25 protein-coding genes are annotated in these 26594 nt (G+C 70.8%); 7 read left to right on the forward strand and 18 right to left on the reverse strand.

Annotated elements, in window-relative coordinates; genetic code table 11:
• Positions 1-4 precede the first annotated feature (4 nt).
• The 13 genes from dapB to rimP form a co-directional block, all read right to left on the reverse strand.
• A complete protein-coding gene (gene dapB / locus ABZ470_RS09030; RefSeq protein WP_352008457.1) occupies positions 5-742 on the reverse strand; it encodes a 4-hydroxy-tetrahydrodipicolinate reductase in 738 nt (245 codons plus the stop codon).
• A 67-nt stretch (positions 743-809) separates the two neighbouring features.
• Positions 810-2120 carry a pitrilysin family protein gene (locus tag ABZ470_RS09035; protein ID WP_352008456.1) on the reverse strand — a complete coding sequence of 437 codons (1311 nt, stop codon included), beginning with the start codon at positions 2118-2120 and terminating at the stop codon, positions 810-812.
• Positions 2117-4435 carry a polyribonucleotide nucleotidyltransferase gene (locus ABZ470_RS09040; protein ID WP_352008455.1) on the reverse strand — a complete coding sequence of 773 codons (2319 nt, stop codon included), beginning with the start codon at positions 4433-4435 and terminating at the stop codon, positions 2117-2119. The genes ABZ470_RS09035 and ABZ470_RS09040 overlap by 4 nt, the downstream gene beginning before the upstream one ends.
• A gap of 318 nt (positions 4436-4753) precedes the next feature.
• A complete protein-coding gene (rpsO, locus tag ABZ470_RS09045) occupies positions 4754-5023 on the reverse strand; it encodes a 30S ribosomal protein S15 (protein ID WP_352008454.1) in 270 nt (89 codons plus the stop codon).
• A gap of 184 nt (positions 5024-5207) precedes the next feature.
• Positions 5208-6170 carry a bifunctional riboflavin kinase/FAD synthetase gene (locus tag ABZ470_RS09050; RefSeq protein ID WP_352008453.1) on the reverse strand — a complete coding sequence of 321 codons (963 nt, stop codon included), beginning with the start codon at positions 6168-6170 and terminating at the stop codon, positions 5208-5210.
• Between the two features lie 245 nt (positions 6171-6415).
• Complete coding sequence (gene truB, locus ABZ470_RS09055) at positions 6416-7315, reverse strand: tRNA pseudouridine(55) synthase TruB (RefSeq protein WP_352008452.1); 900 nt, start codon at positions 7313-7315, stop codon at positions 6416-6418.
• 63 nt (positions 7316-7378) lie between these two features.
• Complete coding sequence (locus ABZ470_RS09060) at positions 7379-8377, reverse strand: DHH family phosphoesterase (protein ID WP_362910948.1); 999 nt, start codon at positions 8375-8377, stop codon at positions 7379-7381.
• The gene (rbfA, locus tag ABZ470_RS09065) at positions 8374-8856 is read right to left on the reverse strand and encodes a 30S ribosome-binding factor RbfA (RefSeq protein WP_352008450.1); all 483 of its coding nucleotides are present in this window, start codon (positions 8854-8856) and stop codon (positions 8374-8376) included. Before rbfA ends, ABZ470_RS09060 begins: the two co-directional genes overlap by 4 nt.
• Positions 8857-8919: 63 nt before the next feature.
• A complete protein-coding gene (locus tag ABZ470_RS09070) occupies positions 8920-9219 on the reverse strand; it encodes a DUF503 domain-containing protein (protein ID WP_352008449.1) in 300 nt (99 codons plus the stop codon).
• Positions 9220-9344: 125 nt separating this feature from the next.
• The gene (infB, locus tag ABZ470_RS09075) at positions 9345-12452 is read right to left on the reverse strand and encodes a translation initiation factor IF-2 (protein WP_352008448.1); all 3108 of its coding nucleotides are present in this window, start codon (positions 12450-12452) and stop codon (positions 9345-9347) included.
• 142 nt (positions 12453-12594) lie between these two features.
• Positions 12595-12915, reverse strand: a complete 321-nt coding sequence (locus ABZ470_RS09080) for a YlxR family protein (protein WP_362910950.1) — start codon at positions 12913-12915, stop codon at positions 12595-12597.
• Positions 12881-13888: a transcription termination factor NusA gene (gene nusA, locus ABZ470_RS09085; RefSeq protein ID WP_352002912.1), complete on the reverse strand. Its 1008-nt coding sequence runs from the start codon at positions 13886-13888 to the stop codon at positions 12881-12883. Before nusA ends, ABZ470_RS09080 begins: the two co-directional genes overlap by 35 nt.
• Before the next feature lie 11 nt (positions 13889-13899).
• Positions 13900-14400 carry a ribosome maturation factor RimP gene (rimP, locus tag ABZ470_RS09090; RefSeq protein ID WP_362910952.1) on the reverse strand — a complete coding sequence of 167 codons (501 nt, stop codon included), beginning with the start codon at positions 14398-14400 and terminating at the stop codon, positions 13900-13902.
• Positions 14401-14589: 189 nt separating this feature from the next.
• Here rimP and ABZ470_RS09095 point away from each other — a divergent pair, with 189 nt between their 5' ends.
• A complete protein-coding gene (locus ABZ470_RS09095) occupies positions 14590-15117 on the forward strand; it encodes a hypothetical protein (protein WP_362910954.1) in 528 nt (175 codons plus the stop codon).
• Positions 15114-15581, forward strand: a complete 468-nt coding sequence (locus ABZ470_RS09100; protein WP_362910956.1) for a ferritin-like domain-containing protein — start codon at positions 15114-15116, stop codon at positions 15579-15581. Before ABZ470_RS09095 ends, ABZ470_RS09100 begins: the two co-directional genes overlap by 4 nt.
• Before the next feature lie 86 nt (positions 15582-15667).
• On the opposite strand, the gene ABZ470_RS09105 is transcribed toward ABZ470_RS09100, so the two are convergent.
• Both ABZ470_RS09105 and ABZ470_RS09110 read right to left on the reverse strand, forming a co-directional pair.
• Positions 15668-17410, reverse strand: a complete 1743-nt coding sequence (locus ABZ470_RS09105; RefSeq protein WP_352008444.1) for a proline--tRNA ligase — start codon at positions 17408-17410, stop codon at positions 15668-15670.
• A 492-nt stretch (positions 17411-17902) separates the two neighbouring features.
• Positions 17903-18571, reverse strand: coding sequence for a hypothetical protein (locus ABZ470_RS09110; RefSeq protein WP_362783548.1), 669 nt, complete (start codon positions 18569-18571; stop codon positions 17903-17905).
• A gap of 198 nt (positions 18572-18769) precedes the next feature.
• On the opposite strand from ABZ470_RS09110, the gene ABZ470_RS09115 reads away from it, so the two are divergent.
• Positions 18770-20083 carry an FAD-dependent oxidoreductase gene (locus ABZ470_RS09115; protein ID WP_352008442.1) on the forward strand — a complete coding sequence of 438 codons (1314 nt, stop codon included), beginning with the start codon at positions 18770-18772 and terminating at the stop codon, positions 20081-20083.
• Positions 20084-20140: 57 nt separating this feature from the next.
• Here ABZ470_RS09115 and ABZ470_RS09120 read toward each other — a convergent pair whose 3' ends face one another.
• The 3 genes from ABZ470_RS09120 to ABZ470_RS09130 all read right to left on the reverse strand — a co-directional run bounded on the left by ABZ470_RS09120 (position 20141) and on the right by ABZ470_RS09130 (position 22459).
• Positions 20141-20815, reverse strand: coding sequence for a copper homeostasis protein CutC (locus tag ABZ470_RS09120; protein WP_362783552.1), 675 nt, complete (start codon positions 20813-20815; stop codon positions 20141-20143).
• A 43-nt stretch (positions 20816-20858) separates the two neighbouring features.
• Complete coding sequence (locus ABZ470_RS09125; RefSeq protein ID WP_362910958.1) at positions 20859-21500, reverse strand: GNAT family N-acetyltransferase; 642 nt, start codon at positions 21498-21500, stop codon at positions 20859-20861.
• Between the two features lie 212 nt (positions 21501-21712).
• Positions 21713-22459, reverse strand: coding sequence for a GntR family transcriptional regulator (locus ABZ470_RS09130; protein ID WP_352008439.1), 747 nt, complete (start codon positions 22457-22459; stop codon positions 21713-21715).
• 596 nt (positions 22460-23055) lie between these two features.
• On the opposite strand from ABZ470_RS09130, the gene ABZ470_RS09135 reads away from it, so the two are divergent.
• The 4 genes from ABZ470_RS09135 to ABZ470_RS09150 all read left to right on the forward strand — a co-directional run bounded on the left by ABZ470_RS09135 (position 23056) and on the right by ABZ470_RS09150 (position 26556).
• Positions 23056-24177: a histidine kinase gene (locus tag ABZ470_RS09135; protein ID WP_362910960.1), complete on the forward strand. Its 1122-nt coding sequence runs from the start codon at positions 23056-23058 to the stop codon at positions 24175-24177.
• The gene (locus tag ABZ470_RS09140; protein ID WP_362910962.1) at positions 24174-24842 is read left to right on the forward strand and encodes a response regulator transcription factor; all 669 of its coding nucleotides are present in this window, start codon (positions 24174-24176) and stop codon (positions 24840-24842) included. The genes ABZ470_RS09135 and ABZ470_RS09140 overlap by 4 nt, the downstream gene beginning before the upstream one ends.
• Before the next feature lie 80 nt (positions 24843-24922).
• The gene (locus tag ABZ470_RS09145; RefSeq protein WP_362910964.1) at positions 24923-25813 is read left to right on the forward strand and encodes an ATP-binding cassette domain-containing protein; all 891 of its coding nucleotides are present in this window, start codon (positions 24923-24925) and stop codon (positions 25811-25813) included.
• Positions 25810-26556 (forward strand): ABC transporter permease, encoded by a 747-nt coding sequence (locus ABZ470_RS09150; protein WP_362910965.1) that lies wholly within the window; start codon positions 25810-25812, stop codon positions 26554-26556. The genes ABZ470_RS09145 and ABZ470_RS09150 overlap by 4 nt, the downstream gene beginning before the upstream one ends.
• Positions 26557-26594: the final 38 nt, after the last annotated feature.

The following is a 26594-nucleotide window of genomic DNA, read 5'->3' on the forward strand; positions in this document are numbered from 1 at the left end:
CCGGCTAGAGGTCCAGAAGGTGTTCGAGGCCGACGGTGAGGCCCGGCGTCTCACCGACCCGGCGCACGCCGAGCAGCACACCCGGGGTGAAGGAGGCGCGGTTCATCGTGTCGTGGCGGATGGTGAGGATCTCGCCGTCACCGCCGAGGATCACCTCCTGGTGGGCGATCAGCCCGGCCAGCCGTACCGCGTGGACGTGGACGCCGTCCACGTCGGCTCCGCGGGCGCCGTCGAGCTCCGCGCTGGTGGCGTCGGGCATCGACCCCATCCCGGCCTTGCGACGCGCCTCGGCGATCAGCTCCGCCGTACGGCGGGCCGTGCCCGAGGGGGCGTCCGCCTTGTTGGGGTGGTGCAGCTCGACGATCTCGGCGGAGTCGAAGTAGCGGGCCGCCTGCTGGGCGAAGCGCATCATCAGGACGGCCGCGATGCCGAAGTTGGGGGCGATCAGCACGTTCACGCCGGGGTTGTCGTCGAGCAGGCCGCGCACCCGGGCCAGACGCTCGGCGTCGAACCCGGTGGTGCCGACCACGGCGTGGATGCCGTGGGAGACGCACCAGGCCAGATTGTCCATGACGACGGCCGGGTGGGTGAAGTCGACCACCACCTGGGCGCCCTCAAGCTCCTCGATGGGGTCGTCCTTGTCGACGGCCGCGACGAGTTCCAGATCGTCGGCCGCCTCGACGGCCTTGCACACTTCGATGCCCACGCGCCCTCTGGCGCCGAGAACTCCTACCCTGATCACCCGGTCAGCCTATCTCCACCGGTGTGACCGGCCGTCGCGCAGGGCGGCCGGTCACACCGGTGGAAGCTCAGACCAGGAGCGGGGAGAAGTCCCGGCCTGCGTAGGGTCCGACGACCGCCAGGGTCATCGGACGCCGCAGGATCTCCTGGGCCACGGCCTGGATGTCGTCGAGGGTGACGGCCTCGATGCGGCCGAGCACCTCGTCGACGGACATCAGGCGGTCGTGCACCAGCTCGCTCTTGCCCAGCCTGGACATTCGCGACCCGGTGTCCTCAAGGCCGAGCACGAGGCCGCCGCGCATCTGCCCCTTGCCGAGGACGAGCTCCTCCTCGGTGATGCCGTGCGCGACCACCTGCGCCACCTCGGCCTGCGCCACCTTGAGGACCTCGTCGATCTTGGGCGGCAGGCAGCCGACGTAGACACCGAACTGGCCGGTGTCGGCGTAGGCGGAGGTGTAGCTGTAGGCGGAGTAGGCCAGGCCCCGCTTCTCCCTGATCTCCTGGAACAGCCGCGACGACATGCCGCCGCCGAGCACGGCGTTGAGCACGCCCAGGGCGAAGCGGCGCTCGTCGTTGCGGGCCAGGGCCGCGGTGCCCAGCACGAGGTTCGCCTGCTCCGTCGTCCGGTCGAGGACCGTGACGCCGGAACGGTAGGGAACCTCCGCGCCGCCCACGCGGGGCGGGGCGTGCCACTCCTCACCGCCGAGCGCGCCCGCCCGCTCGTAGGCGGCCGCGACCAGTTCGACGACGTACTCGTGGCTGACGTTGCCCGCGACCGCGACGACCGTGTGCGAGGGCAGGTAGTAGCGGTGGTAGTACTCCGCGATCCGGTCACGCGACAGCGCCTTGATCGACTCGACCGTCCCGAGGATCGGGCGGCCGACGGGCGTGTCGCCGTACAGGGCGGCGGAGAACTGCTCGTGCACCACGTCCGAGGGATCGTCGTCGTGCATGGCGATCTCCTCCAGGATCACACCACGCTCGGCCTCGACGTCCTCCGGGGTGATGAGCGAGGAGGTGATCACGTCGGCGAGGACGTCCACCGCCAGCGGCAGGTCCTCGTCGAGGACCCGCGCGTAGTAGCAGGTGTACTCCTTGGCGGTGAAGGCGTTGATCTCACCGCCGATGCCCTCGATCGCCGCGGAGATCTCCAGGGCGTCCCGCGTTGGGGTTCCCTTGAACAGCAGGTGCTCAAGGAAGTGGGAGGCCCCCGTGTGCTCGGGGGCCTCGTCCCTCGATCCGATGCCGACCCACATGCCGACCGCGACGGAACGCACGGTCGGCATGGACTCGGTCACCACCCGGAGCCCACCGGGGAGGACGGTGCGCCGCACGACCCCGGCACCGTCTTTGCCGGGGTGCAGAGTGGTGGTCGTCACGAGTTGCGGTCTTCCCCTCCACGGCTCGCACCGCTGCTGCGGGTGCGGGTACGGCGGCGCGGGGCGGCGTCCTCGCGGGGCCTGTCCTCGGCGGGCGCCGGGGACTCGTCCCCGTCGGCTCCGGACTCGGCCTTGGCCGCGGCCTCCTTCTCGATGACCTCGACCGGGACCAGGGAGAGCTTGCCGCGCGAGTCGATCTCGGCGATCTCCACCTGGATCTTCTCCCCGACGTTCATGACGTCCTCGACGTTCTCGATGCGCTTGCCGCCGTGCAGCTTGCGGATCTGGGAGACGTGCAGAAGACCGTCCTTGCCCGGCATGAGGGAGATGAAGGCGCCGAAGGCGGCGATCTTGACGACCGTGCCCAGGTAGCGCTCGCCGACCTCCGGCATGTGCGGGTTGGCGATGGCGTTGATCGCCGACCTGGCCGCCTCGGCGGACGGGCCGTCGGTGGCGCCGATGTAGATGGTTCCGTCGTCCTCGATCGTGATCTCGGCGCCGGTGTCGTCCTGGATCTGGTTGATCATCTTGCCCTTCGGGCCGATGACCTCGCCGATCTTGTCGACCGGGACCTTGATCGTGATGATGCGCGGAGCGGTGGCGTTCATCTCCGCCGGGGAGTCGATCGCCTCCTGCATCACGTCGATGATGGCCAGACGGGCGCCCTTGGCCTGCTTCAGCGCCGCGCCCAGGACCGAGGCGGGGATGCCGTCGAGCTTGGTGTCGAGCTGCAGGGCCGTGATGACGTCCTTGGTGCCGGCGACCTTGAAGTCCATGTCGCCCATGGCGTCCTCGGCACCGAGGATGTCGGTCAGCGTGACGTACTGGTCGCCCTCGTTGATCAGGCCCATCGCGATGCCCGCGACGATGCCCTTGAGCGGGACACCCGCGTCGAGCAGCGACATGGTCGAGGCGCAGACCGAACCCATGGAGGTCGAACCGTTGGAGCCGAGCGCCTCGGAGACCTGACGGATCGCGTAGGGGAACTCCTCGCGGGTCGGCAGGACCGGCAGCAGCGCCCGCTCGGCGAGCGCGCCGTGGCCGATCTCGCGGCGCTTGGGAGAACCGACGCGGCCCGTCTCACCCGTGGAGTAGGGCGGGAAGTTGTAGTTGTGCATGTAGCGCTTGGTGCGCTCCGGGTTGAGCGTGTCGATCATCTGCTCCATGCGGAGCATGTTGAGGGTGGTGATGCCCAGGATCTGGGTCTCACCGCGCTCGAACAGGGCCGAACCGTGCACCCGGGGCACGACGTGGACCTCGGCGCTGAGCTGCCGGATGTCCTTGACGCCGCGGCCGTCGATGCGGACGCCCTCGGCGATGACCCGCTCGCGCATGAGCTTCTTGGTCAGCGACCGGAACGCCGGGCCGATCTCCTTCTCGCGGCCCTCGAAGTCGGGGGCGACCTTCTCCAGGGCCAGCGCCTTGACCCGGTCGAGCTCGACCTCACGCTCCTGCTTGCCCGCGATGGTCAGCGCGGCGGCCAGCTCGCTCCTGACCGCGTTGGTCACGGCCTCCAGGACGTCGTCCTGGTAGTCGAGGAAGACGGGGTACTCGCTGACCTCCTTGGCCGCCACCTTGGCGATCTTGGCCTGGGCCTCGCAGAGCACCTTGATGAACGGCTTGGAGGCGTCGAGGCCCTGCGCCACGGTCTCCTCGGTCGGAGCGACGGCGCCCTCCGCGACGAGCTTGAGCGTGTCACGGGTGGACTCGGCCTCGACCATCATGATGGCGACGTCGCCGTCGTCGAGGACCCGGCCCGCGACGACCATGTCGAAGGTGGCGTTCTCCAGCTCGGAGTGGGTGGGGAAGGCCACCCACTGGCCCTCGATCAGCGCCACCCGCACGCCGCCGATCGGCCCGGAGAAGGGCAGCCCGGCGAGCTGGGTGGACAGGGACGCGGCGTTGATCGCGACCACGTCGTAGAGGTGGTTGGGGTCGAGCGCCATGACGGTGGCGACCACCTGGACCTCGTTGCGCAGACCCTTGACGAACGACGGGCGCAGCGGCCGGTCGATCAGACGGCAGGTGAGGATGGCGTCCTCGGAGGGACGGCCCTCACGCCGGAAGAACGAGCCGGGGATGCGGCCCGCGGCGTACATCCGCTCCTCGACGTCGACCGTGAGCGGGAAGAAGTCGAAGTTCTCCTTGGGCGACTTGGACGCCGTGGTCGCGGACAGGACCATCGTCTCCTCGTCGAGGTAGACGACGGCGGAGCCTGCCGCCTGGCGCGCGAGCCTGCCGGTCTCGAACCGGATGGTACGCGTGCCGAAGGAGCCGTTGTCGATTACGGCTTCACTGCTGTGGACACCCTCCACGGGGACCTCCTTTGATCGGTCGCCCGCGTCCCCCAGGCACGCGTCTCGCGCCTGGGTCGTCTTTTCCTGCCGGCTCCCCGTAGGTGCAGCGCCGGTCTTCGATTGAAGCGCCCGGTTCCGTACGGCTGATGCCATGATGACCGGGGGCCACTACCGAGGACCGGCCCTCCGACGCCGTGGGGCGCGCTTGCTGTGCGGACGCGGGGCACTGTCTCGGCTATTCAGTTTGCTCACACCGGGGGTGTCTTTACGGCGCGACGCGCCGACACCCCCCATATGAGATGAAGGGAGCGGCGCGAGCGCCGCTCCCCGGTGAACCTATCGGCGCAGGCCGAGCCGCTCGATGAGCGAGCGGTAACGCTCGATGTCCTTGTTCTGCAGGTACTTCAGCAGCCGGCGGCGACGGCCGACGAGCAGCAGCAGGCCGCGGCGGCTGTGGTGGTCGTGCTTGTGCAGCTTCAGGTGCTCGGTGAGCTCGCTGATGCGCTTGCTCAGCAGCGCGATCTGCACCTCGGGGGAGCCGGTGTCGGCCTCACCCTTGGCGTACTCTCCGATGATCTGCTTCTTGGCGGCGGTGTCGAGCGACACGTCTCTCCTCGGACTCTGCGGGCACGCGGGTATACAGGTGCCCGAACGACCGTGCGTGCCTACAGTCGCCGTGGCGGGCCAGCGCCCGGGGTGCGATACCACCGGTTACAGAGCTGACACGCCAGATTACCACCGGGCCGGACGGACGCGCACATCCCACGCGCCCGGCGGGACACCGGAGCCTTTACGGCGTTTCGCGGGTGATGCGGCGGGCCTCGTCCACGTCGGCGCGCATCTGCTCGATGAGCGCCTCGACCGAGTCGAACCTGAGGTTGGCGCGCAGCCGCCGCCCGAAGTCGACGGCCACGTGGGCGCCGTAGAGATCGAGGTCGTCACGGTCGAGCGCGTAGGCCTCGACCGTGCGCGGCACCCCCTCGAAGGTGGGGTTGGTGCCCACGGAGATCGCGGCGGGCCAGCGCTCCCCGCCGTAGACGGCGGGCAGGTTGCCGTTGGAGACCCCCTGCAGCCAGCCCGCGTAGACGCCGTCGGCGGGGATCGCGGTGTGCTCGGGCGACTCGACGTTCGCCGTCGGGAAGCCGAGCTGCCTGCCTCGCTGGTAGCCGCGCACGACCACTCCCTCGACCCGGTGCGGACGGCCGAGCGCGACGGCCACGGCCTCCATGTCGCCCGCGGCGAGCCGTTCGCGGATGAGGGTGGAGGAGATCGCCTCCCCGTTGCTCACCAGCGGGACCGCCTCCGCGACGAAGTCGTACTTCTCACCGAGGGTCTGCAGCGTCTCGACGTCGCCCGAGGCCTTGTGACCGAAACGGAAGTTCTCCCCGACCACGACACCCGCCGCGTGCAGCCGGTCGACCAGCACGGTCTGCACGAACTCGTCCGGGCTCATGTGGGAGAAGTCGAGTGTGAACGGCAGCACGCAGACCGCGTCGACACCGAGACCGGCGAGCAGCTCGGTGCGGTGCCTGCCCGTCGTCAGCCTCGGGGGATGCGTGCCGGGGCGCACGACCTCCTCGGGATGCGGGTCGAAGGTCACCACCACCGAGGGAAGGCCGAGCCTCCCCGCCAGCGCCACGGCGCGGGCGACCATCTGCTGGTGCCCCAGGTGAACCCCGTCGAAGACGCCGATCGTGACGACGGACCTGCCCCAGTCTTCGGGCACGTCGTCCAATCCGTGCCAGGCTCGCACCGTGACCTCTTCCCGTTGTAGCGGATCGATCCCTAAAGCCTGCCATGCCGCCCCGGCTTCGCTCCAATCGGGGAGCCCGGTGGAGCGAACAGAAGATCCTTTTACCGGCCGCCGGGTCGTGTGACGCGGGAACAGGCCCTGGACCCGGCGTGTGCCCGGCCGCGGAGCGTGACTCCGGGGGTGTGGACCATGATCTCCTCGAAGCCCGGGCCGGTCGCGGTCGCGTCCGGGTGAGCCCGCGGGGATCAGGGCACGAAGACCGCCAACGACCTGGTCAGCCTCCCCCGCTCCTCGACCAGGGCCAGCAGCGTGCCGTCCGGCCCGAAGACCCCGATCGGCCCGTCGCCCAGCCCCGCCGCGGGCAGCCTGCCGCCGTGCGCGACGAGACCGGCCTCCTGCTCGGTCACGTCACGACGCGGGAAGGCCGCCGCGACCGCCTCCGCCATCGGCAGGATGACGCAGTCGGCCGCGAGCCGTTCGATCGTGCGGGCCGCCGACAGGTCGTACGGCCCGACCCGGGTGCGCCGCAGGGCGGTCAGGTGACCGCCGACGCCGAGCGCGGTCCCCAGGTCGCGGGCGAGTGCCCTGATGTAGGTGCCGCTGGAACAGGTCACGGAGACGTCCACGTCGAGCAGGTCCCCCTCACGCCGGATGTCGAGGATCTCAAAGGCGGAGACGGTGACCGGCCGGGCCTCCAGTTCGACCTCCTCGCCCGCCCGCGCCCGCTTGTAGGCCCGTTCGCCGTTCACCTTGATGGCGCTGACCTGCGGTGGGACCTGCATGATGCGCCCGGTGAGGGCCGCGACGCCCTTGCCGACCTCCTCTGCGGCGATCCCGGCGGCCGAGGCCGAGGCGACGATCTCCCCCTCGGCGTCGTCGGTGTTGGTCGACTGACCGAGCCTGATCGTGCCGTCGTAGCCCTTCTCGGTCAGCGCCAGGTGCCCGAGCAGCCTGGTCGCCTTCTCCACCCCGATCACCAGCACCCCGGTCGCCATCGGATCGAGGGTGCCCGCGTGCCCGACCTTCCTGGTGCCCGCGACGCCGCGCATCTTGCCGACCACGTCGTGCGAGGTCCACCCGGCGGGCTTGTCCACGATGATCAGTCCGCTCGGCGGCGGGGTGCGCTTGACGCGAGCCGTGCTCATGGGAGTCCTCATCAGGAGAAGAGCTGTGTGCGAAGAGGCCGCGCCGGCGGCACGGCCCGGGAACTACAGGAGGGCGCGCAGGCTCTCCATGGTCTGCTCGACCGGCAGGTGGGAGGTGAACCCGGCCGCCCGCGCGTGCCCGCCCCCGCCGAGCGCGGCGCAGACCCGCGCGACGTCGACGGCCCCCTTCGAACGGGTCGAGACCTGCCAGGCCCCGTCGTCGTCCTCCTTGAGGATCACGGCCACGTCGGCCTCGTCGGTCCGCCTGACCACGTCGATGATCCCCTCGACCTCGTCGTAGGGCAGGTCCTGGGCGGCCCGGTCCTGCCTGGTGACGAACGTCCAGACCAGCCCCGGCCCCGTCGAGGGTTCGAGCACCGCCCGGTCGAGCGCGGCGCCGAGCACCCGGAGATAGCCGAACGGCGAGCGGTCCCACAGCTCCCTGGCGATCTTCTCGGGGTTCAGGCCTGTGGCCAGCAGCCTGGCGGCCATGGCGTGCGCCCGCGGCGTGGTCGAGGAGTGCCTGAACGATCCGGTGTCGGTGACCAGCCCGGCGTACAGACAGGTCGCCACCTGCCTGCCGATCGGCAGGCCAAGCCGTACGAGCAGCTCCTCGGCGAGCACGGCGGTCGCCGCCGCCTCGGGATCGACCAGGTTGAGCGTGCCGAACCCGGTGTTGGAGGCGTGGTGGTCGACCACGACCAGTTCCCTGGCCTTGCCCGCGTTGGCGGCCAGCGTGCCGAGCCGGTCGGCGACGGGGACGTCGAACGTCATCATCAGCTCGGGCACCGCCGGGTAGGCCGCCGGCTCGACCAGCAACTCCTGGCCGGGCAGGAAGCGCAGCAGCCGGGGAACCCGGAACCTGCGCTCCCCGAAGGAGGCCGTGACCCGCTTGCCCTCCGCGCGCAGCGCCATGCCGACGGCGAGCATCGAACCGAGCGCGTCCGCGTCGGGCGAGATGTGGCAGGCCAGCGCCACCTCTCCCGCGGCCGAGACAAGCTCGACGGCCCGGTCCCAGTCGCGCTCCGGCACCGGGTCGCTCTCACGCGGGTCGGAGGTCACGTCGCGGGGCGTCCCGCCTGCTCGGCCGGCTCGTCCTCGTCCTCCTCGGAAAGGTCGCTCTCCTCGGCGGGCTTGCGGTACGGGTCCGCCTCCCCCGCGTGCCGTGCTCCGGCGGCCTGCTTGGCGATCTCGGCGTCCCTGACCTTCGCCTCGGCGAACAGCCCGTCCAGGTGGCGGGCGCTGTCAGGGAGCGGGTCGTGGGTGAACGTCAGCGTCGGCGTGTGACGCAGACCGGTCTGACGCCCGACCTCGGACCGGATGAGCCCCTTGGCGCTCTCCAGGGCGGCCGCCGAGTCAGCCCGCTCCGCCTCGGAGCCGAACACGGTGTAGAACACCGTGGCCTCGCTCAGGTCGTTGGTGATCCGAGCGTCGGTGACGGTCACGAAGCCCAGCCTCGGGTCCTTGATCCGACGCTCCAGCATCTCCGCGACCACCTGCTGGATGCGGTCGGCGATCTTACGTGCGCGTGCGGCGTCCATATTCGCTCCCCCCTTCTCACAGTAACGACCGGGCACGACAACTCCGCGACCGGTCGCTCCGTGCTAGTCCTCGTCCTCGTTGTAGAGCCGTTGTCTCGCCGACAACAGCTCGATCTCCGGGTGGAAGGCGATCAGTCGCTCGCAGTCGTCCAGCACCGCACCGCAGTTGGACGCGGTCGCGGAAACGACGGCGATCCCGATCTCGGTACGGCGGTGCAGATCCAGATGTCCGGTCTCCGCGACGGCCACACCCGGGAACCGTCGCTGCACCTCGGCGATGATGGGACGCACCACGGAGCGCTTCTGCTTCAGCGAACGGACGTCGCCGAGCAGGATGTCCAGTGTCAGGGCACCTACATACATTGGTCAGTCACCAGCCGCGGCTCTGACGCACGCCGTCCGGCCCGGGGCCGCCGCGGCTCCGGGAGCCGCCCACACTGTGGGCGGCTCCCTCGGCCGTTACGGGTGCCCGTGCCGGACCGGTGGCGTCAGACGCGCGGCTTCTCCCGCATCTCGAACGTCTCGATGACGTCGTCGATCTTGATGTCGTTGTAGCCGACACCGATACCGCACTCGTAGCCCTCACGGACCTCGGTCGCGTCGTCCTTGAACCGGCGCAGCGAGCTGACCGTGAGGTTGTCGGAGATGACGACACCGCCACGGATGATCCGCGCCTTGCTGTTCCGGACGATCGTGCCCGAACGGACCAGCGCACCGGCGATGTTGCCGATCTTCGGCACCTTGAAGACCTCGCGGACTTCGGCGGTGCCCATCTGGACCTCTTCGTACTCGGGCTTGAGCATGCCCTTCAGGGCCGCCTCGATCTCCTCGATCGCCTGGTAGATGACCGAGTAGTAGCGGATGTCGACGCCCTCGCGCTCGGCCAGGTCGCGTGCCCGGACCTCCGGGCGCACGTTGAAGCCGATGATGACGGCGTTGTCGTCCGCGACCGCCAGGTTGACGTCGTACTCGGTGATCGCACCGACGGCGCGGTGGAGCACCCGCAGGCGGACCTCGTCGCCGACGTCGATCTTGAGCAGCGCGTCCTCAAGGGCCTCGACCGAACCGGAGACGTCACCCTTGATGATGAGCTTGAGCTCGTCGACCTGGCCCTTCTCCATCTCGCTGAAGAGCTCTTCGAGCGTACGGCGGCGGCCGGACCTGGCCATGTCCGCGATGCGCTTGCGAGCCGCCCGCTGCTGGGCGATCTGCCGGGCCATCCGGTCGTCGGTGACGACGATGAAGTTGTCACCGGCCCCCGGCACCGCGGTCAGACCGAGCACCTGGACCGGACGAGACGGGTCGGCCTCGTCGATCAGCTTGCCGTTGTCGGCGACCATCGCCCGAACGCGGCCGAAGGCCTCGCCACAGACGATCGAGTCACCGACGCGGAGCGTGCCGCGCTGGACCAGCACGGTCGCGACCGGGCCGCGGCCCTTGTCGAGGTGCGCCTCGATGGCGACGCCCTGGGCGTCCATCGTCGGGTTGGCCCGCAGGTCGAGCTCGGCGTCCGCGGTGAGCAGGATGGCCTCGAGCAGCTCGTCGATGCCGGTCCCGTTCTTGGCGGAGATGTTGACGAACATCGTGGTGCCGCCGTACTCCTCGGCGACCAGGCCGTACTCGGTGAGCTGGGCCCTGACCTTGTTGGGGTCGGCGCCCTCCTTGTCCACCTTGTTGACCGCGACCACGATCGGCACGTCGGCCGCCTGGGCGTGGTTCAGAGCCTCGATCGTCTGCGGCTTCACACCGTCGTCCGCCGCGACGACCAGGACGGCGATGTCGGTCACCTTGGCACCACGGGCACGCATGGCGGTGAACGCCTCGTGACCCGGGGTGTCGATGAAGGTGATCCTCCGGTCCTCGCCCTCGTGCTCGGTGGAGATCTGGTAGGCACCGATGTGCTGGGTGATGCCACCGGCCTCCCGCGCGACCTCGTTGGTGTGCCGGATCGCGTCGAGCAGCTTGGTCTTACCGTGGTCGACGTGACCCATGACGGTCACCACCGGCGGACGCGCGACCAGGTCGCCCTCGTCGCCCTCGTCCTCGCCGAACTCGATGTCGAAGGACTCAAGAAGCTCGCGGTCCTCCTCCTCCGGGCTGACGACGAGCAGGTTGTAGTCCAGCTCGGCGGCCAGCAGCTGCAGCGTCTCCTCGTTGACCGACTGCGTGGCGGTCACCATCTCGCCGAGGTGCAGCATGATCTGCACCAGGGACGCCGGGTTCGCGCCGATCTTGTCGGCGAAGTCCGCCAGGGAGGCGCCACGCGACAGACGGATCGTCTGGCCGCCACCACGGGGAGCCTGCACGCCGCCGATCGCCGGGGCCTGCATGTTGTCGAACTCCTGGCGCCTCTGGCGCTTGGACTTGCGACCACGGGTCGGACGCCCGCCGGGACGGCCGAAGGCGCCCGCCGTACCGCCGCCACGGCCACGGCCACCGCCGCCACCGGGACGACCGGCGAAGCCGCCGCCACCGCCACCACCGGGACCACCGGTTCCGGTGCCGGGACGACCCGCGCCACCGCCACCACCGGGACGACCGGCGAAGCCGCCGCCACCGGGACGACCACCGCCGCCACCGGGACGACCGGCACCGCCGGGACGACCGCCGCCGGGAGCACCGGGACGCCCGCCGCCGGCGGGAGCCGGACGGCCCTGGGGCATCATCATCGGGCTGGGCCGGGGGCCGCCGGGACGCGGACCACCCGCGCCCGCGCCGCCACCGGGACGGGGGCCACCCGAAGGAGGCCCGGGACGCGGACCGCCGGGACCGGCCTGACCCGCGCGCGGAGCGCCGGGGCGAGGCCCGCCGTCACGCTGACCCTGCTGCTCGCGGGGCCCGCGGTCCTCACGCGGACCGCCGGGACGCGGACCCCTTTCGGGGCCGCCGCCCTCACGACCGGGACGCGGCGGACGGGCCTGGCCCATGCCGCTGGCGTTCGAGGAGAACGGGTTGTTGCCGGGGCGCGGACCCGGACGCGGGCCGGGACGCGGGCCCGGCTTGGGGCCACCCGCAGCGGGGGCACCCTGACCGGGACGAGCGCCCTGACCGCCACCGGGACCGCCGGAAGGACGGCCCTCGGTACGGGGGGCGGGTCCCGGACGCGGTCCCGGACGCGGACCCGGCTTGGGGCCGGGGGCGGCGGGACGGGGTGCCTCGAACCTCGGCGGCTGGACCGGCGAGGGCGGCTGCTGAGGCTGCGCCTGCTGCTGAGGCTGTGCCTGCTGGGGCTGGGGAACCGGCGGGGCCTGAGGCGCGGGGGCCGCGGGACGTGCCGCGGCGGGACCCGGCCTGGGGCCCGGCTTGGGAACCGGTCCCGGCTTGGGAATCGATGCCGGCGACGGAGCGCCGTTTCCGGCCTGGCCTCCGGCCGGCCGGGGTGCCGCCTGCGGCGGCCTGGGCGACCTGTTGCCGCCCCTGTCGGACGAACCCTTGGGGGGACCGCCCAAAGCTTCCGTGAGCCTGCGGACTACCGGTGCTTCGATAGTCGAGGACGCCGAACGCACGAACTCGCCCATCTCCTGGAGCTTGGCCATGACGACCTTGCTCTCCACACCGAACTCCTTGGCGAGCTCGTATACCCGGACCTTCGCCACTGCACTCCCTTACTCGGCCCGGGAGGCTGTGCCGCCGGACCGTCGTTACGTAGACGTACTCATCGCCGCATGCTCATCAGGCGCTCATAGCTATCTGACCAGCCCATCAACTCGGCGTCCTACATGACAGTTGGCAACCATTTCACCCGTTCCTTTCGGAGTGGAGCCCTTCCAGGTGTTCTCGCACTCGCGAGACGTCAAGCGGGGCCGCGGCACGAAACGCGCGCGGAAACGCTCGGCGACGCTCGGCGAGATCGAGACAGCTCAGGGAGGGATGCAGTGAAGCACCACGCCCTTGGAGCCGTCGTCGCAGGTCAGGGACGATGACGCCCTCGACCACCACCAGGCGGAGCAGCTCGGAGGAAACCGTGCGAACCCGACAGCCCACACAGGTTCTCAGTGGGGCCGCCCGGTCACCATATTCCAGCTTACCGTGTGGACGCATCTGCGGAACCGGCCGCATCCCCCGCTTGTGTATCGGGACGGATGTCGATGCGCCATCCGGTCAGGCGATTGGCCAGCCGGGCGTTCTGCCCCTCCTTGCCGATGGCGAGGGAGAGCTGGTAGTCGGGAACGATCACACGGGCCGCGCGCCCCTCGGGGTCGATCACCTCGACGTGGGAGACACGGGCAGGCGAGAGGGCGTTGCCCACGAACTCCGCCGGGTCCTCCGACCAGTCGATGATGTCGATCTTCTCGCCGTGCAGCTCGGCCATGACGTTGCGCACGCGCGAACCCATCGGGCCGATGCAGGCACCCTTGGCGTTGACGCCGGGGCGCCGGGAACGGACCGCGATCTTGGTGCGGTGACCCGCCTCGCGGGCGATCGCCGCGATCTCGACCGTACCGTCGGCGATCTCCGGAACCTCCAGGGCGAAAAGCTTCTTCACCAGCCCGGGGTGGGTCCGCGACAGCGTCACCGACGGTCCCTTGTGGCCCTTCTTGACCTGGACCACGTAGCAGCGGATGCGCTCGCCGTGGACGTACTCCTCGCCGGGCACCTGCTCGTTGTGCGGCAGCACCGCCTCGATCTTGCCGAGGTCGACCAGGACGACCCTGGGGTCCTTGCCCTGCTGGATGACGCCCGCGACGAGCTCACCCTCACGGCTGGCGAACTCACCGAAGTTGATCTCGTCCTCGGCGTCCCTCAGCTGCTGGAGGATGACCTGCTTGGCGGTGGTCGCGGCGATGCGGCTGAAGTTGCCCGGGGTGTCGTCGAACTCCCTGAGCACCTCCCCGCTCTCGTCGTCGAGCTCCGCGGCGAAGATGGTCACGTGCCCTGACTGCCTGTCGAGCTCGGCACGGGCCTTGGCCGCGGCCCCCTCGCTCCGGAAGTACGCGATCAGCAGTGCGTCCTCGATCGCCTTGACGACCAGGTCGAAGGAGATGTCCTTCTCCCGCTCCAGGCTGCGCAGGACGCTCATGTCGATGTCCACGAGGCTCCCCCTTAGCCTTCGTCGCCGTCTTCGCCGTCGTCTTCGGCGTCGTCAAACCGGCGGAATTCCACCTGCACCCGTCCTCGGGTCAGGTCCTGATAGTCGATGCGGCGGGTCACGCCGTCGACGTCGATCTCTACGCCGGTGTCGTCCGTGGCGACGATCCGGCCCTCAACCAGCGTGCCGTCCCGCAGGTCGGCCTTGACCAGCCTGCGCACCGCGCGGCGCCAGTGACGCGGCTCGGTGAGCGGCCGGTCGACCCCGGGAGAGGAGACCTCAAGCACGTACGGCGTCGCGCCCATCGCGTCACCGTCGTCCAGCGCCGTGGAGACGGCGAGGCTGACCTCGGCGACGTCGTCCAGGCTCACGCCGCCGTCACGGTCGACGATGACACGCAGCAGACGCCGCTTGCCCGCCGGTGTGACCGTGACGTCCTCCAGGTCGAGCCCGAAGGAGCAGGCGACAGGTTCCAGCAGCTTCATCAGGCGGTCGCGGGATGTGGCGCTGCCCATGCCGACCTCCCATTGTCACGATCTAAGCGGGCGGACCTCGCCCTTGCGGTTCACCAGCCTATCCACACCGGGGCGTGGAAAGAGCGCCACTCGGTGTGGCGAAGCCGTCCGAGAAGCGCGGTGATTGTGATTCCAAGCCCGTACGATGCTAGATGCGTCAGCAGCCACATCCATAACCGGAGGTCGTCCGTGCGTTCCGTCTCCCGGCGCTCCCTGCTGCGGGGCGGCGCTCTCGGAGTGGCCGCCGTGACCGTGGCCGGATGCGCCACCGGCAGGCCCGTGTCCTCACCCTCGCCCACCGCCGAGCAGCCGGACCCGGAGATCATGCTGATCAGGCAGCTCATCGCGGGCAAGGAGCGGACGATCGCGCTCTACTCCTCGGCCTCCTCCGACAGGCTGACGCCCTTCAGACGACGGCACGAGGCCCACCTCGCCGAGCTCCGCCGCCGGCTGCCCCGCGAGAGCGCGCCGGTCTCTCCCTCCCCCTCGGGGGCCCCGGCGACTCCGGCCGCCTCGGCGTCCCCGGGAGCCTCGGAAACCGCCGGGCCGGGCTCCAGGAAGGCGGTCTCCGTCAGGAGCCTGCGTGACATGGAGCGTGAGTCGGCGGCCCTGCGACCACGTCAGCTCGACGGGGTCTCCCCCGCGCTGGCCCAGCTGATCGCCTCCATGGGCGCCTGTGAGGCCGCGCACGCCCTGGCCCTTTCGAGGCCGCTGTGAGAGGCCAGGACCTTGAGACGGCCCTGGCCGCCGAGCACGCGGCCGTCTACGCCTACGGGGTCATCGGCGCCAGGACCACCGGCTCCCTGCGCGCGACCGCGACCGCCGCCTTCAACGCGCACCGCGCCCGCAGGGACCAGCTGCGCGCTTTGATCACGGCGTCCGGTGGCGTCCCGGTCGAGCCCGACCCCGCCTACCGGCTTCCGGTCACCCCCTCGACGCCCGCCCAGGCCGTCGAGCTCGCCACGCTGGTCGAGCGGGGCGTCACGGCCGCCTACCTGGAGCTCACCGCCTCCTCCGACACCGCCGTCCGGCGGATGGCCGCGCTGGCCATGCAGGAGTGCGTCACCCGCTCCTACGGGCTGCGCCCGGAGATCGAGACCTTCCCCGGCATGCCCGCCGCCCCGGCCCCGACCGTCTCGGGCACCCCCGGCGCGCCGTCCTCCTCCGTCCCGCCGTCCTAGACACCCGCCCCGTACGGCACGGCCTCGCGGGCACGCCGAAGAGGCGGGCCACCCCACGGGTGACCCGCCTCGTCCAAGCCTTCCGGTCAGGCGCCGCAGGCCGCCAGAACACGTTCGACGGCCTCGTCGACGGGGATCTCCTCCTTGACGCCTCCGGCGCGGTCACGCAGCTCGGCGACCCCCTGGGAGAGCCCGCGGCCGATGATCAGAATCGTCGGCATGCCGAGCAGTTCGGCGTCCTTGAACTTGACGCCGGGGGAGACGGAGGGGCGGTCGTCGAGCAGCACGCGCAGGCCCCTGGCGTCGAGTTCCTCGGCGATCCTGGTGGCGACCTCGATCTGGTCCTCCTTGCCGGTGCCCACGATGTGGACGTCGGCGGGGGCGACCTCGCGGGGCCAGACCAGGCCCAGCTCGTCGTGCCGCTGCTCGACCAGTACGGCCACGGCCCTGGAGACGCCGATTCCGTAGGAACCCATGGTGACGCGGATCGGCTTGCCGTCGGGGCCGAGGGCGTCGAGCTTGGCGGCGTCCGCGTACTTGCGGCCGAGCTGGAAGATGTGGCCGATCTCGATGCCCCGGTCGATGGACAGGCCTGCCCCGCAGACGGGGCAGGAGTCGCCCTCACGAACCTCGGCGGCCTCGATGGTGCCGTCGGGAACGAAGTCACGCCCGGCGACCACGTCGACCGCGTGCTTGCCCGGCTCGTTCGCACCGGTCACCCAGGAGGTGCCCTCGACCACGCGGGGGTCGACGAGGTAGCGGATGCCGAGGTCCTTGAGCACCTGGGGGCCGATGTAGCCGCGGACCAGGCCGGGGTGCTTGGCGAAGTCCTCGGCCTCGAAGATGGCGGGCTCGCCGGGGGCCAGGGCGGCCTCAAGACGCTTGAAGTCGACCTCGCGGTCCCCGGGGACGCCGACGACCAGCGTCTCCACCTTGTCCGAACCGGGCGTGACGACCTTGACCACGATGTTCTTGAGCGTCTGCGCGGCGGTGACGTCCAGACCGTGGTGCTCGTTGACGTAGGCGACCAGCGACTCGATGGTCGGCGTGTCCGGGGTGTCCAGCACCCGCTGCGCGGGCCGTTCCCCGGAGATCGCGGCGGGTGCGGGCGTGGTGACAGCCTCGGCGTTCGCGGCGTAGCCGCAGTGGTGGCAGGCCACGAAGGTGTCCTCACCGGTCTCGGCCGGGGCGAGGAACTCCTCCGAGGCCGAGCCGCCCATGGCGCCCGAGGTGGCGAAACAGATCTTGTAGGTGATGCCGAGCCGGTCGAAGGTCCTGATGTAGGTCTCACGGTGCTGCTCGTAGGAGCGCTTGAGACCGTCGTCGTCCAGGTCGAAGGAGTAGGAGTCCTTCATGACGAACTCCCTGCCGCGCAGGATGCCTGCCCGGGGACGGGCCTCGTCGCGGTACTTCGTCTGGATCTGGTACAGCGTCACCGGATAGTCCTTGTAGGAGGAGTACTCCCCCTTCACCATGTCGGTGAACATCTCCTCATGGGTGGGGCCGAGCAGGTAGTCGGCACCCTTGCGGTCCTTGAGACGGAAGAGCGTGTCGCCGTACTCCGTCCAGCGGCCGGTGGCCTCGTAGTACTCCCGGGGCAGCAGGGCGGGGAAGAGGACCTCCTGGCCGCCCATCCGGTCCATCTCCTCGCGCACGATGCGCGTGACGTTCTCCAGGACTCTCTTGCCGAGCGGCAGCCAGGAGTAGACGCCGGGTGCGACACGACGAACATAACCGGCGCGGACGAGCAGTTTGTGGCTCGGGACCTCCGCGTCTGCCGGGTCGTCCCTCAGGGTTCGAAGAAACAACGACGACATGCGCAGCAGCACGGCTACTCCTAGCTAGCAGGGATCGATGAACCACAGGCTATCTATTATTTTTGCGACGCCTGGCGGCGTCGCGGGCTTGGGCGCCCTGAGTCGATGCTTTCCCTCGTCGCTGTGTCTCCTTGCTCCGCCTTCGGCGTCGCGGGCTTGGGCGCCTCCGAGTCGGCGCTTTCCCTCGTCTCTCCGTCGCTTCGCTCCCGCGTTCCTCAGTCCAAGCGCCGACGTGCCCAAGCCGAAACCCTTCCCACACGGCACCGGTAAAGCACAAGGTCAAACCCTCACTCCGGGCGTCGGAGAGCTCGATCGACTCAATCGGCCCCAAGCGTGAGGAGTTTCGGCTTGGGCCTTACCGGTGCCGTGCGTGAGGGGTGTCCGGCTTGGGCGCGTCGGTGTCTGGACTGAGGAGTGAGGGAGCGCAGCGGACGAACGACGAGGGAAGACACCGACGCGCCCAAGCCCGCGCCGCCGCAGGCGGCGCAAAAAGGCAGGGCACAACTACATACCGATCGCGAACACGAACGCCGCTGAGAGGACGGTCAGGGCCACCACGGCGCAGCGGCTCAGGGAGCGGCCCCTGCGTAGTGCCAGGAGCAGTCCGATCACGAACACGGCCACGAGGAGGGTGTCCCAGGGCCAGAATCCCCGGATGTACTCGGGGCCGCCCCGGAGGGTTTTGTCGAGCCCGTCGATCGCGACGATTCCAACGAGCGCGCCGCTGGCCAGGTCGCCCCACACGTCACGTCGTCCGCTGAAGTAGGCGAGTACTCCGAAGGTCGCGAGGGTGGCGACGGTGAGGTTCACCGTCGGGCCGTTGCTGCCGAGGACCATTCCCGGCCCTCTGGCGGTGAAGTTGAGCAGGTTCGCGCCCGACTCGAAGATCGTGGCGGCCAGCAGTGCGATGAGGGGGCCGAAGCTCGCCAGCGCGCTGGTCAGGGCGGCCCAGCCGAATCCCGCGGCGGTGCGTCCCACGATCACGACGAACAGGACGTACGCGTACGGCTCGTAGAGCGAGTGGATCAGTTGTGGCCCGTAGGAGAGCAGCGCTCCGGCCGCGCCGAGGATCATGCCGACCAGGAGGGAGAGCACCATGTGCAGAAGGATTGCCCGCTCCTGCCGGTCTCCGGCGAGGTAGTCGTATTCGAGCGTATGGTCCGATCCCGCCAAGGTCAGTGATCCCCCGATCGCATTGCCCCCATAACCATGCAAAGCATATCTGACCTGCAAGAATGACCCAAATACCCCAAGAGATGGTCAAGAGGAGCGCCGGGAACCCGGCCCGCGCAACGGCCGCGTCACCCTGGCCGCCCGGCGCCGTGGTGGGACAGAATCACCCTCAGGGGCGGTCACCGCTTGGGAGGCGACATGGCACCGGAGAACAGGCCGTTGAGGGTCGCGGTCGTCGGCTCGGGACCGGCCGGTCTCTACACGGCGGAGGCCCTGACGAGGCAGGCCCCCGGAGCCGTCGAGGTGGACGTGCTCGAACGGCTGCCGACGCCGTACGGACTGGTGCGCTACGGCGTCGCCCCGGACCACACCTCGATCAGGTCGATCGCCGACTACCTGCGACGGGTCCTCGAACTGCCGAACGTCCGCTTCCTCGGCGGTGTGGAACTCGGCCGGGACGTCTCGGTCGCCGACCTGCTGGCCTGCTACGACGCCGTGGTCTACTGCACCGGTGCGCCGGTTGACCGGCGGATGGGCGTGCCGGGCGAGGACCTGCCGGGAAGCGCGGCGGCCACGGACTTCGTGAACTGGTACTGCGGCCATCCCGAGGTGCCGGCCGACCGGTTCACCCTCGACAGTCCCGAGGTCGCGGTGGTCGGCGTCGGCAACGTCGCGGTGGACGTGGTGCGTGTCCTGGCCAAGTCCGCGCGGGAGCTGCGCGCCACGGACGTGCCCGAGGAGGTGCTCGCCCGCCTGGCGGCCAGCCGGGTGCGGGTCATCCACATGATCGGCCGCCGGGGGCCGGAGCACGCCAAGTTCACCCTGAAGGAGCTGCGGGAGCTCGGCGAGCTGACGAACGCGGACGTGCACGTGCGTCCGGACGAGTCGGCGGCCGACCTGTCCCGGGCTTCGCGCCAGGTCAGGGGGAACGTCGAGGTGCTGCGCGGCTGGGCGGCCCGCACCCCCGCCGGTCGTCCCCGGCGGCTTGAGGTCCGCTTCTGGATGCGGCCCGTGGAGATCGTCGGCCGGGACCGGGTCGAGGGGCTCAGGCTCGAACGGACCAGGCGGACCGAGGACGGGATCGTCGGGACGGGTGAGTTCGAGACCCTTCCCGTCGGGATGGTGCTGCGCTCGGTCGGCTACCGCAGCCTCCCGCTGCCCGGCGTGCCCTTCTCCGAGCGGACCTCGACCGTGCCGAACGAGGCCGGCCGGGTCCGTGACCGCGAGTACGTCGCGGGCTGGCTCAAGCGCGGCCCGACCGGTGTGATCGGCACCAACAAGTCCGACGCCGCGGAGACCGTCCGCACGCTTCTGGCCGATCTCGCCGGCCGTGCGCCCGTGCCGCGCGGCGGCCTGGACGCCCTGCTCGCCTCACGGGGCGTCTCCCCCGTCACCTACGACCGCTGGCTGGCCATCGAGGCCGCGGAGATCGCCCTGGCCAGGACGCTGGGCCGGGGCGAGCGCGTCAAACTCCTGGGCCTGGACGCCATGCTCGACGCCGGCGGCCGGTGACCTCACCCGGCTCGGCGGGCCCTCCCCGGCGCGTGGGCCGCGACGAGGAGGGCTGCGTCAGTCGATCAGGGCCCGCCACTCACGGACCCTGCGCGCCTCGACCGGGTGCGCCCACGAGGCCCGTACGGCACCGCCGACGTGGAAGGCGCGCACGCCGTATTCGAGCAGCGCAGGGACGTGTGTGGGCTTGAGCCCGCCACCGGCCATGATCAGTGGCCCGTCCCCCGCCTCGCAGCGGGTCTTGAGCACCCGCAGGCCGTCCCCGACGCCGCTGGGCGCGCCCGAGGTGAGCACGGTCGCGAGGTTGGGCAGCAGCCGTACGGCCCGCCACCCCGCCTGGACGTCGGCCGCGTGGTCGACGGCCCGGTGGAAGGTCCAGGGCAGCGGGGCGACGGCGTGGATGAGCGCCTCGGTCGCGGCGAGGTCGACCGTCCCCGCCTGGTCGAGGAAGCCGAAGACGAACCCGGCCGCGCCCGCCTCCGCGAGGGCCTTGGCGTCACGCCGCAGGCTCTCCAGAGTCTCGGGCCCGGCCAGGAAGGAGGCCTCGCCGCGCAGCATCACCATCTGCGGCAGCGCGCACTCCTTGGAGATCGCCGCGACCGTCTCCACCGCCGGGGTGAGCCCGTCGGACGCGATGTCGGCGACGACCTCAAGACGGTCGGCACCGCCCTCCTCAGCCGCGACGGCGTCGCGGACGTCGAGCGCGATCACCTCAAGCAAGGAACCGGTCATGGGGTGAGGCTATCGGATGACTTTGTCCTGGGATCGCCGTGGTTCAGACATGTTCGGCGAGGGAGGAGTCGTGGCTGCTCACAAGCGGTCCACGGCGTCCGCCGAGCCCGCGCCGGTCGGTGAACGGCAGCGCCGTACCGAGGCCGCCGCGCACGCCTCCGGGCCGCTGGAACAGCGCTCCCGAGGCGCGGTGCGGGAGGTCCACGGTGCGCAGGTGGGTGAAGCGCTGGCCCCGGTAGTAGTCCTGGAGCCGCATGTTGTCCTTGGAGCAGTCGAGCCTGAGCCAGCGCCCTCCGGCGGCCACCACCCGCAGGCCCGCCCAGTCGAGCAGGGCCCGCCCCAGACCGAGACCGGAGCAGGAGCGGGCGACCGACAGCTTGTGGACGTACAACGCGGCGCCGGGGAGGTCCTCCGCCCGCCAGAACTCGGGGTCGGCGTTGCCGTCGAGGGCGATGGTGGCCACCACGCCCCGCTCGCCCTCCACCAGATACATGTCACCCGTCTCGATCAGCGGGGCTATGCGCGCGGCGGGGAAGCCTCCGGCGGGCCACTGCCGTACGCCTCTGCCGTTCAGCCAGTCGGCGGTCTCCGCCAGGAGGGTGAGGACCTCCCCGAGGTCGGCGGCGGTCGCGGTGCGCAGCGCGAGCGGACGCGCGGTGACGGTACCGACGGTGTTGGAGTGCATGATTGATCCCTTCGTTGCACAGGGTGCGTGAAGAGGCACGGAGAGTAACCGTTCGATGACGCACGGTGTCCATGCCGGCCCAGGCGAATGCCTAGGGGTCCAGGGAGGGCGGGGGCAGCGGCCCGCGCCCTGCCGCCTTGGGCGGGCGGCCCGGCAGGCGCCCGCGGCGCGGGCGTGCTGGGAGCCGGCCCGGCCGGGCGGTCACGGAGATGTCAGCGGCTTTCCAGCTCGTACCTGATCAGGTGCTTGTCCGCGGGGAGCACGGAGACGGCGACCCGGACGGGGGTGTCGCCCTCGTCGTAGCCGACCCTGATGTAGACGACGACCGGCGTGCCCGACTGGAGCTGCAGGCGGTGGGTCTCCGAGGTGTTCGGCATCCTGGCCCAGATGTCGTCGACCATGCGGACCTGACGGTGGCCCAGCTCGGTCAGCACCCTGTTGGCGCCGCGCGTGATGTCGCCGGGACGGGCGATCTCGGAGTCGGCGACCAGGGACAGCGGGAAGTAGGAGTCGTTGGTGTTGTACGGCTGGCCGTCGACGAAACGCAGCCTGCGGCGGACCACGGCGAACTCGTCGTCGGCCAGTTCCAGCCTGCTGGCGATCTCCTCGGCGGGCTGCACGATCGCGACCTCGATGTGCTGGCTCGGCACGCGCCCCTCCTGGGAGACCGCCCAGGCGAAGGCCTCCTTGGTCTCCTCCGGCTGCGGCTGGAGCTCCCGCTGGGGGTGGATGAGCAGCGGCCTGCGTTCCCTGACGACGGTTCCCCTGCGGGGGGTGCGGGTGATCAGACCCTCGTTGACCAGCTCTCCGAGGGCGAGCCGTACGGTGTTGCGGCTCACCTGGTGGATGCCCATGAGCTCGACCTCGGTCGGCAGCTGATCGCCCGGCCGGAGCGCACCGGAGTAGATGGCCCTCCGGAGTTCGGAGGCCACCAGCTGATACAGCGTTGACCGCGGCATTAAGTCCCCTTTGTGCCAACAAAACTAGACGATTTGGTTTTACCGGGGAACAGCCTCTTGACCCAACCTCTCGTTACCCGCATCATCCAATCGTTGGTACAAATCCATCGAAAGGTCGGCAAGGGGGTGAACGCCGGTGCCATCGGTCCGCGTGGGCGCGCCACGCCCGTCCCGGCGCGACCTCGGCGGTCCGACGCGCCTACTGCGCTGCGCGTCGCCCCGCCACGGATTCCCCCACACCTACCAGAGCGATGGGGACGGCACACGAGTGCTTTCGGTACCGACAGATCTGACCCTTTGGTGGAGAAATAGGTTTTTTGTCCGAAATGAGAAAGGCGGCATCCGCCCTCTCTTCCGGCGCCACCAGGGTCCGGTCTTCGGCGACACCCCCTCCGGGGAGGCGCGGGTTCCTCAGGTCCGCGTCTCCCCTGTCACCGGCCCCCGGCGCGGGTAACCGGTTCGAGGACCCCAACCCTCGCCGGGGTCCTCGCATCGCCGCGCCGGGCAGGAGCGCGTCCTGGCGGGTCCCCCACGCCCGCCAGGACGCGTCTCCGCTCTCCCGCCCGTCCGGCGGCTCCGGCGACTAAGATCACCCCATGCGGTCGGGGCGGAAAGTCGGGCTGCTCCTGGGTCGTCCCCAGATCTTCGACGTGACGCTGGTCGTGCTCCTCTGCCTGCCCTCGCTGATCGTCCTGCCCTTCACCCTGCTGGACGACGATCCGGACACGGCCATGAGGGCGGGGCTGTTCCTGCTCGCCGTCCCGCCCCTTCTGGCGCGGCGCCGCCACCCGGTCCCGGTCGCCGTCGTGATCGCGGCGCTCGACATCGCGGGGCGCCTGACGATCACTCCTTCCCTCTCGATCCTCGCGGCGATCGCCCTGTACGGCCTCGGCCGCCACACCACGACCAGGAGGGCGCTGGCCTCCTCCCTCCTCCCGGTGACGGCCGCCTACGCCGTCACGTCCTCCGCGTCCCTCACGGCGGGCCCCCAGTCCTCCGGCGCGTTCGCCTTCGGTGCTCTCTTCCCGCTGGTCCTCACCGGCGCCGGTCTGCTGGCGCGATCGAGGGCGGAGACACGACGGCTCAAGGAGAGCATCCGGACCGAGGAGGCGGTGCAGGCCGAACGCCGCCGCATCGCCCGTGAGCTGCACGACGTCGTCGCCCACCACATCACCGTGGTCAGCGCGCTGGTCGGCGGGGCCAGGGTGACCCTGCCCACGGAGCCGCCCGAGGCCACGCAGGCACTGCTGGCCGCCGAGCAGAGCGCCAGGCAGGCCCTCACCGAGATGCGGCACCTGCTGAAAGTGCTACGGGCCGACGGCTCCGGAGGCGGGGAGGCCACGGGGGTCGGCACGGCCGAGCTGCCCACCCTGGTCGAACAGGCGGGCGCGGCGGGAGCGCCCGCGGAGCTGGTGGTCGAGGGTGAGCCCGTGCCACTGCCCGCCGCGGTCGACCGGGCGGTCTACCGGATCGTGCAGGAGGCGCTCACCAACACGCGCAGACACGCCCCCGGGTCGCGCGCCCTCGTGCGGATCGGCTACGGAGAACAGGAGGTCGAGGTCGAGGTGCTGGACGACGGGCCCGTGACCGTCCCGCCCTCCCCCGGCGGCTTCGGCCTGGTGGGGATGGCCGAGCGGGTCGCGCTGTGCGGGGGAAGCCTGGACGCCGGACCGGGACCGGCGGGCGGCTTCCGGGTCCACGCGAGGCTGCCGCTGTGATCACCGTGCTGCTGGCCGACGACCACGCCCTGGTCAGGACCGGATACCGGCTCATGCTGAACGCCCAGCCGGGCATCACCGTGGTCGGCGAGGCCGCCGACGGCCTGGAGGCCGTGACCCGCTGCCACGAGCTGCGGCCCGACATCGTGATCATGGATCTGCACATGCCCGGGCTGGACGGGGTCGCCGCGACCGAACGCGTCACCGCGGAACTGCCGGAGACCAGGGTGCTCGTGCTCAGCACCTTCGACCTGGACGAGAACGTCGTGGCCGCGCTCCGGGCCGGGGCCAACGGCTTCCTGCCCAAGGACGTCTCCCCCGAGGAACTGGTCGAAGCGGTCAGGACCGTGCACGAGGGCACGGCGGCCGTGGCGCCGCGTCTGCTCCTCGGCCTCATCCGCACCCACGTCAGAGGTTCCCCGTCCCAGGCACCCGCCCGGGTCCGGGGCCGGACCCCTCTCGACGGGCTCACCGCGAGGGAGCTGGAGGTGCTGACGCTCATCGGCGGGGGCCGCTCGAACGCCGAGATCGCCGACGCGCTCGCGATCTCACCGAACACCGTGAAGAACCACGTGACGGCGTTGTTCGCCAAGATCGGCGCACGGGACCGGGCGCAGGCCGTGATCGTCGCCTACGAACGGGGCCTGGTCAGACCAGGAGAGTAGGACCCGGCTCCCGGTCCGGGCCGCCGCGGACGGTCCCGTGGCAGGAGGAAACGCCCGCCCCCTCCGGAGAGCCTTGGGGCATGACAGCGATACGGGCCATCGGCCTCACCAAGGAGTACGGCGGAACCACGGCCGTCGCGGGCCTGTCCTTCGACGTCAGACCCGGTCTGGTGACCGGTTTCCTGGGGCCGAACGGAGCGGGCAAGTCAACCACGATGCGCATGACCCTCGGCCTCGACCGGCCGACCTCGGGGACGGTGACGGTCGGCGGGGTGCCGTACGGCGAGCTCAGGCACCCGCTGCGCAAGGTCGGCGCGCTGCTGGACGCCAAGGCCGTGCACGGCGGGCGCAGCGCCCGCGACCACCTGCTGGCCATCGCGCGGAGCAACGCGATCCCCGCCTCCCGGGTCGGGGAGGTGCTGGAGACGGTCGGGCTCGGCGCGGTGGCCGGGCGGCGGATCGGAGGGTTCTCGCTGGGCATGTCGCAGCGGCTCGGGATCGCTGCGGCGCTGCTGGGAGACCCGGAGATCCTGCTGTTCGACGAGCCGGTCAACGGGCTCGACCCCGACGGGATCCTGTGGATCCGCACGCTGATGCGTGACCTGGCCGCCGAGGGGCGCACCGTCTTCGTCTCCAGCCACCTCATGAGCGAGATGGCCCAGACCGCCGACCGTCTCGTCGTCATCGGCAGGGGGAGGCTGATCGCCGACGCCGGGATGGAGGAGTTCATCGGGCGCAGCTCGCAGGGGTACGTCCGGGTGCGCTCGCCGTACCTGGCGGAGGTGGCCGGGTTGCTGCCCGGTGCCGAGATGCACGGGGACCACCTGCGCGTCACCGGGCGCTCTCCCCTTGAGGTCGGGACCGTCGTCGCCGCGCGGGGGCTGGCAGTCGAGGAACTGACCCTCGTCAGGCCGACCCTGGAGGCCGCCTACATGGAACTGACCAAGGACAGCCTGGAGTACTCCTCATGATCGACGTGATGCGGTCCGAGTGGACCAAGGTGCGCTCGGTGCGCTCGACCGTGTGGACCCTGGGCGCCGTGACGGCGCTGATGGTCGCGCTCGGCGCGGCCGGGGCGCTGGTCGCCGTGAGCGCCGGGGACGGCGGGCGCCTGTCCGACCCGGTCTCCGTCAGCCTGATGGGCATCATGCTCGCGGCGCCGGTGACGGCGACGCTGGGGGTGATCGTCGTCTGCGGCGAGTACCGCACGGGCTCGATCCGCACCTCCCTGGTCGCGGTGCCGGACAGGCTGAGGTTCCTGGCCGCCAAGGCCGCCGTGCTCACCGGGGTCACGTTCGTCGTGGGCGTCGTCGCCTCCTTCGCCGCCTTCCTCGCCGGTCAGGCCGTGTTCGCCGGGCGGGCGGCGGCGGTCTCCCTGGCCGATCCCGGCGTGTTGCGGGCCATCGTCGGCGCCGGGCTCTACCTGGCCGCGGGCGGGCTGCTCGGGCTGGCGCTCGGCACGTTGATCAGGCACACCCCGGGCGCGATCGTGACGGCCTGCGCGCTGCTCATGGTGCTGCCGACGCTGGTCGCGTTCGTGCCCGGCGAGCTGGGCAGGAGGCTGGTGGAGCTCACCCCCTCGAACGCGGGCAGCCGGATCGCCCTGGTCAGTCCCGTCGGGATGGGGCCCTGGACCGGCTTCGCCGTCTACCTGGCCTGGATCGCGCTCCCGCTCGTCGTCGCCGTTCCCCTGTTCAGGCGCCGTGACGCCTGAACAGGCCGGCACGCGAAACGGGCTGTCCTCGCGGCGTC

It is taken from the genome of Streptosporangium sp. NPDC020072 (assembly GCF_040631445.1).
GTDB lineage: Bacteria > Actinomycetota > Actinomycetes > Streptosporangiales > Streptosporangiaceae > Streptosporangium.